Source organism: Demequina sp. (assembly GCF_024642165.1).
GTDB lineage: Bacteria > Actinomycetota > Actinomycetes > Actinomycetales > Demequinaceae > Demequina.
Genome location: NZ_JAHEBP010000077.1, coordinates 1 through 9,754, shown reverse-complemented (window position 1 = coordinate 9,754; position 9,754 = coordinate 1). Strand labels below are relative to the sequence as shown.

The window sequence follows — 9,754 nt, the reverse complement described above, 5'->3', positions numbered from 1 at the left end:
CGGTGGGGTCGGGCGGTGGGGTCGCGGGGCGGTGGGGTCGCGGGGGCGGTGGGGTCGCCGGGGTGGTGGGACCCGGTGGGAGCGGGACCGGGTGGCGGGTCGCGGGGCGGGACCCGGTGGGGTCGAGGCGCGCTGGGGCAGGCGTCGGGCCGCGCTGGGGGTGGGCTCGCTCTAGAGCCGCTGGGCCGAGGCGCCCGGGACCCGGTCCACGGTGTGCACGGATCGCCACGTCTCGCCGCCCACGCCCTCGGCCCACGCGAGCGGCCCGGAGGACAGACCCGCCTCGGCGAGGTCCGTGCCCAGCACCAGCACCGACGGGCCTGCGCCCGAGATCACGGCCGCGAGCCCGCGATCCCGCAGCGTCCGCAGCATCGCCATCGCCGGCGCCATCACGTCGGCGCGGTAGATCTGGTGGAGCCGGTCCTCGGTGGCCGCGAAGAGGTCCTCGGGCCGTCCGGCCAGCGCGTTCACCAGCAGCGCCGCGCGGCCCACGTTGAACGCCGCGTCGACGTGCGGCACCTTGGGCGGCAGCACCGCTCGCGCCTCGCGCGTGGGGAGCGTCGAACGAGGGATCAGCACGGCGGTCTCGATCTGGTCGGCGACAGTGAGCGGCCGCGCGTGCGCCCCGTCCGCGTCCTTCCACGCCACCGTCGCGCCGCCGTAGATGGCCGGGGCCGCGTTGTCGGGGTGCCCCTCGAACGCGGTCGCGAGGCGAAGCGCATCCTCGGCCGACAGCGCCTCCGGCTCGGCGATCAGCGCACGCGCGGCGACGATGCCGGCAACCACCGCCGCGGCCGAGGAGCCGAGTCCTCGGCCGTGCGGGATGCGGTTGACCGCGCGGATGTGAAGGCCGGTCTGCGAGGCGCCCACCTGGTCCAGCGCGGCGCGCAGCGCCTGCACCACCAGGTGCGACTCGTCGCGCGGCAGGGTGTCCGCACCCTCGCCCGCGATGTCGATGTCGACCTCGGAGGACGCGAGCGCACGCACCTCGATCTGGTCCGCGACGCCCAGCGCCATGCCCAGGGCGTCGAAGCCCGGACCCAGGTTGCCCGCCGTGGCGGGGACGGAAACCTTGACGTGGTCGGCGGCCAGCCTCATGGCCACGCCGTTCCCTACAGGCCGAGCGCCGCGGCGGCGGCCTCGACGTCGACAGGGATGACGAGGGGCTCGACCTCACGGCCCGCGAGCGCGGTCGCGGTGTCCTTGAGCCCGTTGCCGGTGACCGTGCACGTGATGGTGGCCCCACGCGGGACCTCACCCAGCGCGGCCGCCGCCAGCAGCCCGGCGATGGGGGCCGCGGAGGCGGGCTCCACGAACACCCCGACGTCGGCCGCCAGGCGCGCCTGCGCGGAGAGGATCTGCTGGTCCGTGACCGCGCGGATCCAGCCGCCCGACTGGTCCCGCGCCGCGATGGCGAGGTCCCACGAGGCGGGCTTGCCGATCCGGATCGCGGTGGCGACGGTCTCGGGATCCTTGATGGGGTGGCCGGCCACGAACGGCGCGGCCCCCGCGGCCTGCACGCCCCAGATGCGGGGCGTACGGCGCGCGACGCCCGCCTCGAGGTACTCCGTGAATCCCATCCAGTAGGCGGAGATGTTCCCGGCGTTGCCCACGGGCAGCATGTGGATGTCGGGGGCGTCGCCCAGCTGGTCGACGATCTCGAACGCGGCCGTCTTCTGCCCCTGCAGGCGATACGGGTTGACGGAGTTCACCAGCGCGATCGGATAGTTCTCCGACAGCTCGCGCACGATGTCGAGGCACTCGTCGAAGTTGCCGTCCACCTGCACCAGGTCCGCGCCGTGCACGATCGCCTGCGCCATCTTGCCCGCAGCGATCTTGCCCTGCGGGATCATCACCACGCAGCGCAGCCCGGCGTGGGCCGCATACGCCGCCGCGGACGCGGACGTGTTGCCCGTGGACGCGCACACCACCGTGTGGTCGCCATCCTTGATCACCTGGGTGATCGCGGACGTCATGCCGCGATCCTTGAAGGATCCGCTGGGGTTCATCCCCTCGACCTTGACGAAGACCTCAGCGCCCACCTCGGAGGAGATCGACGGGGCGTGGACCAGCGGCGTGCCGCCCTCGCCCAGCGTGACGATGCGGTCGCCCGCGTCGAACGGAAGACGGTCCAGGTATTCGCGGATGATCCCGCGCCACACGTGCGCCACTACTCCCCCTCGATCCGCAGGACGGACTTCACCTCGGCCACCGCGTCGCTGACCCGCAGGTCCTCGACCGTAGCGCGCAGGTCGCGCTCGGGCGCCTCGTACGTCGACAGGATGAGCCCCGCGTGGCTCTGACCGGGCACCTGGCGCACCACCTCGATGCCCACGTCGTGCCGCGCGAACACCTCCGCCACTGCGGACAGCACGCCCGGCCGGTCCTCGACGGACATCCGCACGCAGTACCGCGTGAGCGCCGCCTCGACGGGCAGCAGCGCGTGCGCCGCGTAGTTGGACTCGAGCGGACCCTTGCCGCCCAGCGCCTTGTGGCGCGCGACGGACACCAGGTCTCCCAGCACGGCCGATGCGGTGGCCGTGCCGCCCGCACCCTGGCCGTAGAACATGAGCCCGCCGGCGGACTCCGCCTCGACGAACACCGCGTTGTACGCGCCACGCACGCCCGCGAGCGGGTGGGTGGCGGGCACCAGAGCAGGGTGAACGCGGACGGTGACGCCCTGGGCGGTGCGCTCGGCGATCGCCAGCAGCTTCACCACCTGGTCCGTCTCCCGCGCTGCGATGATGTCCTCGGACGTGACCGAGGTGATCCCCTCGCAGAACACGTCCTCGAGACCCACCCGCTGGTGGAACGCCAGCGACGCCAGGATCGCGGCCTTCGCCGCCGCATCGTGCCCCTCGACATCCGCCGTCGGGTCCGCCTCCGCGTAGCCCAGGTCCTGCGCCTGCTTGAGCGCCACCTCGTAATCGAGGCCGTAGGTGGTCATCGCGTCGAGGATGTAGTTGGTGGTGCCGTTGAGGATGCCCAGGATCCGGGTGATGTGGTCGCCCGCGAGCGACTCGCGCACCGGACGCACCAGCGGGATGGCGCCGGCGACGGCCGCCTCGAAGTAGAGGTCCACGTTGGCCGCGTCGGCGGCCTCGTACAGCTCCGGCCCGTACGCCGCGAGCAGCGCCTTGTTGGCGGTCACCACGCTCGCCCCCGCCGCGATCGACTCCAGGATCAGGGTGCGCGCCGGCTCGATGCCGCCCATGAGCTCGACCACCACGTCCGCACCCGCGACCAGCGCGGAGGCGTCCTCGGTCAGCAGCTCGCGCGGCAGATTCGGCCCGCGGTCCTTCGATGCGTCGCGGACGTACACGCCGATGATCTCCAGCGGAGCGCCCACCCGCGCGGCGAGGTCCCCCGCCTGCGCGGTCAGGAGGCGCACCACCTCGGAGCCGACGGTGCCAGGGCCCAGGATGGCGATGGAGACGGGCTTGAGGGGGTCAGACACGGCACCCACTCTAGCGGGAGCGCCGCGGCGGCCCGGGCGTCAGAGGACGGGGCCCTCGGCGGGGAAGCCGGCCTCGCCCGGATCGTCTTCCGGCTCGTACCGGTCCTCTGCGGGGACCGCGTCGACGATGCTCGGCTTCTTGTCGGGCTCGGGTTGCTGTTCCAGTCGAGAGCGCGCGAGCGCGCCGTGCCACCGGAGCGACGCGCGACGGGCGAGGGCGGGACGATGCGCGGGCGGGACGGTGTGCGAGGAGGGACGATGCGCGGGTTCAGTCTCGGTCGTAGGCGGCCCGGGCGCGGTTCAGGTCGGGGACGGCGCCCTGGAGCAGATCGGCAAGCTCGCGCAGGCGCCGCGCGACGTCCTCGCCGAGCGCGGTAAGCGCGTAGTCCACGCGCGGCGGGACCGTGCCGTGATCGGTGCGCGTGAGCAGGCCCTCCCGCTCGAGGCCGTGGAGCGCCTGGGAGAGCATCTTCTCGCTGACCCCCTCGACTCGGCGGCGGAGCTCGCCGAAGCGGTACGGTCCCTCACCGAGCGCGAGCAGCACCAGCGACGCCCACCGGCCGGTGACGGTCTCGAACGCGGCGCGCGACGAGCATGCCCGCGCGAACACGTCTGCGACGAGCGCGGCGCCGGGTCCCTCGTCTGCTGCCATGCCACCAGGATAGGACACTGCGCAATCGACACCACGGTGGAATAGATAGCGCTTTCGATTAGTTAGCATGACGTCAAGGCCACGGGGCGACCGCCCCACCGATGGAAGGAAATCGCATGACCACCTACGCCGTCACCGGAGCCTCGGGTCAGCTGGGCGAGAAGATCGTCCGCGCGCTGCTCGACCTCCACGCCTCTCCGTTCGACGTGATCGCGCTGGCGCGCGACACCGCCAAGGTCGAGGACCTCGCGGCGCTGGGCGTGCGGACCCGTGAGGCCGACTACGACAAGCCCGAGACGCTCGCAGCCGCCCTCGAGGGCGTCGACCGCCTGGTCCTCGTCTCGGGTTCCGAGCCCGGCAAGCGCACCGCGCAGCACGCAGCGGTGATCGAGGCGGCGGAGGCGGCGGGCGTCTCGCGCATCGTCTACACGTCCCTCATCAACGCCGAGGACACGACGAACGGCCTCGCGCCCGAACACGTCGCCACCGAGGAGCGCCTGAACACGTCCCCCGTCGAGACCGTCGCGCTGCGCAACTCCTGGTACCTCGAGAACTACACCGCGCGGATCCCGGGCTACCTCGAGAGCGGCGCGATCGTCGGCGCCGCGGGCGACGCGCTGATCTCCGGCGCCACGCGGCAGGACTACGCCGAGGCCGCCGCCGCGGCACTCACCGCCGCGACCGTGAAGCCCGCCTACGAACTGGGCGGCGAGGCGTTCACGCTGGCCGACCTGGCCGCGGCCGTCTCGACCGCGTCGGGCACTGACGTGGGCTACACGAACGTCACCGTCGAGGAACTGGCCGCCGGCATGCAGGCCGCCGGCATGGACGCGGGGACCGCGGGCTTCTGGGCCTCGATCGACGCCTCCATCGCGGCGGGCGACCTCTACACGGAGTCGACGGACCTCGCCGAGCTGATCGGCCGCGCCCCCACGTCGCTCGCGACGGCAGTCGCCTCCGCCGTCTGAGGCGGCGGAGGACTGAGCCAGCGGACGTCGCGCCCCTCAGTCGGGCGCGACGTCCCAGCTGAAGAGGTCCTCGAGGGTGTCGCGGCGGATATGCACCGTCGACTCGCCGTCGCGGACCGAGACCACCGCGGGCCGCAGCGCCGCGTTGTAGTTGTGGGCCATGACGCGGCCGTATGCGCCGGTCGCGGGCACCGCGAGCAGGTCGCCCCGCGCGATGTCATGGGGCAGCTCGACGTCCCGGACCACGATGTCGCCGCTCTCGCAGTGCTTGCCCACCACGCGGCTCAGCTCGGGCTCCGCGTCCGACAGCCGCGACGCGATGGTCGCCGTGTACTCGGCGCCGTAGGTGATGGTGCGCATGTTGTCGCTCATGCCGCCGTCCACTGCCACGTACTGGCGCTGGCCGCCGTCCTCGAGGGCGACGTGCTTGACCACCCCGACGCGGTACAGGGTCATGCCGGCGGGGCCCGCGATGGCGCGGCCCGGCTCGATGCTGAACCGCGGCCACGTGCCGCCCACCTTCGCCATCGCGGCGGCGACGGCCTCGGCCATCCCCTGCGCCGCATCGTGCGCCGAAAGGGCCTCGCCGTGCGGCGTGTAGCGGATGGCGTACCCACCGCCCAGATCCACCTCGGGCAGCTCGATGCCGTACTCGGCGTGGAGCGTCGCGCGCAGGCCCAGCATGCGCTCGGCACTCTCCTCGAACGCGGCGAGCGACAGGATCTGGCTGCCGATGTGGGTGTGAATGCCGTTGAGGCGGATCCCGGCTGCGTCGTGGCAGGCGACCAGCGCCTGGAACGCGGCGCCCGAGGCGAGCGACAGCCCGAACTTCTGGTCCTCGTGCGAGGTGGCGATGTACTCGTGACCGCCCGCGTGCACCCCGGTGGTGACGCGCACCAGCACGGGCGCCACGGCACCCATCTCGCGCGCGATGGCGTCCAGCGTCTCGATCTCGGTGAACGAGTCGACGATGATCCGCCCCACGCCCACCTCGAGCGCGCGCCGCAGCTCCGCGTCCGACTTGTTGTTGCCGTGCAGGCCGATGCGCGCGGCGGGCATGCCGCCCCGCAGCGCGAGCTCCAGCTCGCCGAGCGACGCGACGTCGAGGCACAGGTCCTCCGCGCGCATCCAGCGCGCCACCTTCGAGGACAGGAACGCCTTTGACGCGTAGAACACGTCGACCTCCGCGCCGTGGCGCCCGAAGGCCGCGGCGAAGTGGTCGCGGAACGCGGCCGCGCGGGCACGCATGTCCTGCTCGTCGATGACGTAGAGCGGCGTACCGTACTGGCCGGCGAGCTCGCGGACGTCGACGCCGCCCACGGCGAGGGCGCCGTCCTCGACCCGGGTCACGGTGCTGGAGAAGACGGCTGCGCTCATGCCTACATCCTTGCGGGGGCGCTCACGCCCAGCAATCCGAGGCCGTTGCGCAGCACCTGGCCCGCCGCATCGTTCAGCCACAGGCGGGTGCGGTGGAGGTCCGTCACCTGCTCGTCGCCCACGGGCGTCACGCGGGTGCGGTCGTACCACTGGTTGAACGCCGCGGCCACGTCCTCGAGGTAGCGCGCCACCCGGTGCTGCTCGCGGTACTCGACGGCCTGCGCGACCACGCGCGGAAACTCGCCCAGGATGCCCAGCAGCGCGGCCTCGCTCTGGTGCGTGAGCTGCGACGGGTCGAAGCCGTCCTCGCGCCGGATGCCGTACTGCGCGGCGTTGCGGGCCACCCCGGCGGAGCGGGCGTGCGCGTACTGGACGTAGAACACCGGGTTCGCGTTGGTGGCCGAGGAGAGCAGATCGAGGTCGATGTCGATGGTGCTGTCCGCGCTGGAGCGGGCCAGGGCGTAGCGGGCGGCGTCGACCCCGACGGCCTCGACGAGGTCCTCGATGGTCACCACCGTGCCCGCGCGCTTGGACATGCGCACCGGCTGCCCGTCCTTCACCAGGTTCACCAGCTGGCCGATGATCACCTCGACGTTCTCCGCATCGTCCCCGAAGGCGGCCGCCGCGGCCTTGAGGCGGGCGATGTAGCCGTGGTGGTCGGCTCCCAGCAGGTAGATGCACAGATCCGCGCCGCGGTGACGCTTGTCGCGGAAGTACGCGAGGTCCCCGGCGATGTACGCGGGCTTCCCGTCCGACTTGATGACCACGCGGTCCTTGTCGTCGCCGTAGTCGGTCGAACGGAGCCACCAGGCGCCGTCCTTCTCGTACAGGGCGCCCGTGGACTTCAGCTGCTCGAGCGCGCGGTCCACGGCGCCCGAGTGGTGCAGCGAGTCCTCGTGGAAGTAGACGTCGAAGTCGACGCCGAACGCGTGCAGCTGGTCCTTGATCTGCTGGAACATCAGGTTGACGCCGCGCTCGCGGAAGAACTCCAGCGCCTGCTCGCGGGGCAGCTCCAAGGGGTCCTTGTCCGCCGCGGCCATGGCCTCGACCATCACCTCGTTGGCGATGTCCTGGATGTACTCGCCGGCGTAGCCGTCCTCGGGCGGGTCGTCTCCGGTGACCACGGCGAGCAGCGACGCCGCGAATCGGTCGATCTGGGCGCCGTGGTCGTTGAAGTAGTACTCGCGCACCACGTCCGCGCCGTGGAACTCGAGCAGGCGCGCCAGGGAGTCGCCCACGGCGGCCCAGCGGGTGCCGCCGATGTGCACCGGGCCGGTGGGGTTCGCGGAGACGAACTCGATGTTCACCACCTTGCCGGTGAGCGACTCGCCCCGGCCGTAATCGTCGCCGTAGTCGACGATTCCTTTGGCGAGCAGCCCGGCGGCGTCGGCCGCGAGACGGATGTTGATGAACCCCGGCCCGGCGACCTCCGCGGAGTCGATGCCGTCGAGCTCCACCAGGCGCTCCACCAGGGTCGCGGCGAACTCGCGCGGGTTGGTGCCGGCCTGCTTGGCGAGCTGCATCGCGATGTTGGTGGCCCAGTCACCGTGGTCACGCTGGCGGGGCCGCTCGACCTTCACCTCGGGGACATCGAACGGGGACAACTGGAAGTCGCTGTCGTCGATACCTGCCAGCACGGCGGCGCGGATGGTCGCGGAGAGCTCTTCGGGGGTCACCAGGCCATTCTAGGCGCGCGCGAGGGTGGCGGACGCGCCGGGAAGGCGCACCGCGGCACCCTTGTCCAGCAGGACGATGCGGTCGCGCGCGGGGTCTCCATGGAGCGCCTCGCGGAGGGCGTGGCGGGGCTGGGTGAAGTGCGCCCAGTCGTCGATGTGGACGGGCACCACGGTGGCCGCGGGCCACAGATCGGTGATCGCGGACACCCGTGCCGCATCGGCCGTCAGCAGCGCGTCGCCCAGGCGGGGCACCCGGGCGGCCCCCGCGCATACCAGTGCGATCGCGACGTCGGGGAACCGGTGCGCAACCTGTGCCGCAACCTCCACCTCGGAGTTGTCGCCGGAGAAGTACACGGTGGGCCAGCCCTCCGCGCGAAGGACGAACCCGGTCACCTCTCCCAGCTGATCCGCGACGCCGTCCGGGCCGTGCTGCGCGGGCACCGCCGTGACGCACACCGGGACATGCTGGCCGTAGACGGTGACGGAGTGCCAGGCCTTGAGGCCCACCACTCCGGGGATGCGCGCGGCGGCGCCGGGCGTGGAGATCACGTGGCCGGCGTCCGCGAGGGCCGCGCGGCCCGCAACATCGAGGTTGTCCTCGTGCTCGTCGTGGGACAGCAGCACCAGGTGGACGTGGCCGATGTGCTCGGGAGTGAACGCGGGCCCCGCCAGCTTCGTGAGGTTCCCCACCGGCCCCGCGGGGTCGAAGGTGGGGTCCGTGAGGATGGTGAGACCCGCATAGCCGAGCACCGCCGTAGGGCCGCCCACCAGGGAGATCTCGACGCCGGTCATGGGTCCAGTGTGGCGCGCGGCGTGTCCGGGCGCGAGGCGTTCAGGGAAGCAGCCGCCCCACGGGGTCCGCGCACTGCACCGGGAAGGACTCGGCGCAGGCTTCGACCCACACCTCGAGCCGGTCCCCCACGGCGACGTCCGCAGCGCCCAGCGCCTCGCCGTCCGCAGATTCGAGGTCGCCGCCCACGCCGAACACGAAGGTGGTGCCGTCGAAGTACTCATAGCCGGGGTCCGGCGCGAAGGTCACCGCGACCGTGTCGGTGGCGTCCTGGACGCTGGTGACCGTGCCCACGGCGTCCGGATCCCGGGTGTCGCGCACGTCGTCGCCGGCGCGCGGCGCGCACGCGGCCAGGCTCATGGCCAGGGCCGCGGTCACGGCCACCGCCGCGATAGACGTCGACACGCGCATGTGGAGGAAACGCTCGAGCCCCGCGACCGGTTGCAGGACGCGGGGCTCGAGCATCGCGTCAGACCTCGGCGAGCGCCACCTCGACGGCCTCGACCACGCCCGGGGGCAGCAACAGCGCCTGCATCCGGAACGTGCCTCGCGGCCCCCACTGCACCGTGCGCAGGAAGTCGCTCGTCGCCTCGCCGCCGAGCGTGGAGGTGAGGGCGCGACGCACCGCCGCATAGGCGGCGTCGCTGCGGCGGATCTCCACCAGCGGGGTGTCCGCAGAGAAGGTGCGCTCGACCGGCGGCGTGACGCGGGCGGGCGCGACCCACTCGTGCATGCCGGATCCGACCTCGACGGGCGCATCGGCCCCGGGCAGGTGGACCGCGGCGGTGGTGCCGGCGGGGACCACGACGCGCACCCGGATGCCCTCGCCGACGC

Annotated in this window: 9 protein-coding genes and 1 pseudogene; 1 reads left to right on the top strand and 9 read right to left on the bottom strand. The window is 72.7% G+C overall.

Translation table 11 applies throughout. From position 1 onward, the window contains the following. Nucleotides 1-171: 171 nt before the first annotated feature. The 4 genes from thrB to Q0L54_RS08000 form a co-directional block, all read right to left on the bottom strand. Complete coding sequence (gene thrB / locus Q0L54_RS08015; RefSeq protein WP_296666952.1) at nucleotides 172-1,098, bottom strand: homoserine kinase; 927 nt, start codon at nucleotides 1,096-1,098, stop codon at nucleotides 172-174. A gap of 14 nt (nucleotides 1,099-1,112) precedes the next feature. Further along, entirely contained in the window at nucleotides 1,113-2,171 is a 1,059-nt protein-coding gene (gene thrC / locus Q0L54_RS08010) for a threonine synthase (RefSeq protein ID WP_296666950.1), read from the bottom strand. Continuing rightward, nucleotides 2,171-3,457, bottom strand: coding sequence for a homoserine dehydrogenase (locus Q0L54_RS08005; protein WP_296666949.1), 1,287 nt, complete (start codon nucleotides 3,455-3,457; stop codon nucleotides 2,171-2,173). The genes thrC and Q0L54_RS08005 overlap by 1 nt, the downstream gene beginning before the upstream one ends. Before the next feature lie 268 nt (nucleotides 3,458-3,725). After that, nucleotides 3,726-4,109, bottom strand: coding sequence for a helix-turn-helix domain-containing protein (locus Q0L54_RS08000; RefSeq protein WP_296666947.1), 384 nt, complete (start codon nucleotides 4,107-4,109; stop codon nucleotides 3,726-3,728). A 116-nt stretch (nucleotides 4,110-4,225) separates the two neighbouring features. On the opposite strand from Q0L54_RS08000, the gene Q0L54_RS07995 reads away from it, so the two are divergent. Continuing rightward, the gene (locus Q0L54_RS07995) at nucleotides 4,226-5,077 is read left to right on the top strand and encodes an NAD(P)H-binding protein (protein WP_296666943.1); all 852 of its coding nucleotides are present in this window, start codon (nucleotides 4,226-4,228) and stop codon (nucleotides 5,075-5,077) included. Between the two features lie 36 nt (nucleotides 5,078-5,113). Here the strand turns inward: Q0L54_RS07995 and lysA are convergent, their stop codons facing one another. The 5 genes and pseudogenes from lysA to Q0L54_RS07970 all read right to left on the bottom strand — a co-directional run. Continuing rightward, nucleotides 5,114-6,454 (bottom strand): diaminopimelate decarboxylase, encoded by a 1,341-nt coding sequence (gene lysA / locus Q0L54_RS07990; RefSeq protein WP_296666942.1) that lies wholly within the window; start codon nucleotides 6,452-6,454, stop codon nucleotides 5,114-5,116. Between the two features lie 2 nt (nucleotides 6,455-6,456). Next, a complete protein-coding gene (argS, locus tag Q0L54_RS07985) occupies nucleotides 6,457-8,130 on the bottom strand; it encodes an arginine--tRNA ligase (RefSeq protein WP_296666940.1) in 1,674 nt (557 codons plus the stop codon). Nucleotides 8,131-8,139: 9 nt separating this feature from the next. Then, nucleotides 8,140-8,922: an MBL fold metallo-hydrolase gene (locus tag Q0L54_RS07980; RefSeq protein ID WP_296666938.1), complete on the bottom strand. Its 783-nt coding sequence runs from the start codon at nucleotides 8,920-8,922 to the stop codon at nucleotides 8,140-8,142. 40 nt (nucleotides 8,923-8,962) lie between these two features. Next, entirely contained in the window at nucleotides 8,963-9,385 is a 423-nt protein-coding gene (locus tag Q0L54_RS07975; protein ID WP_296666937.1) for a hypothetical protein, read from the bottom strand. 4 nt (nucleotides 9,386-9,389) lie between these two features. After that, nucleotides 9,390-9,754, bottom strand: a pseudogene (locus Q0L54_RS07970) (hypothetical protein); the annotation flags it as partial.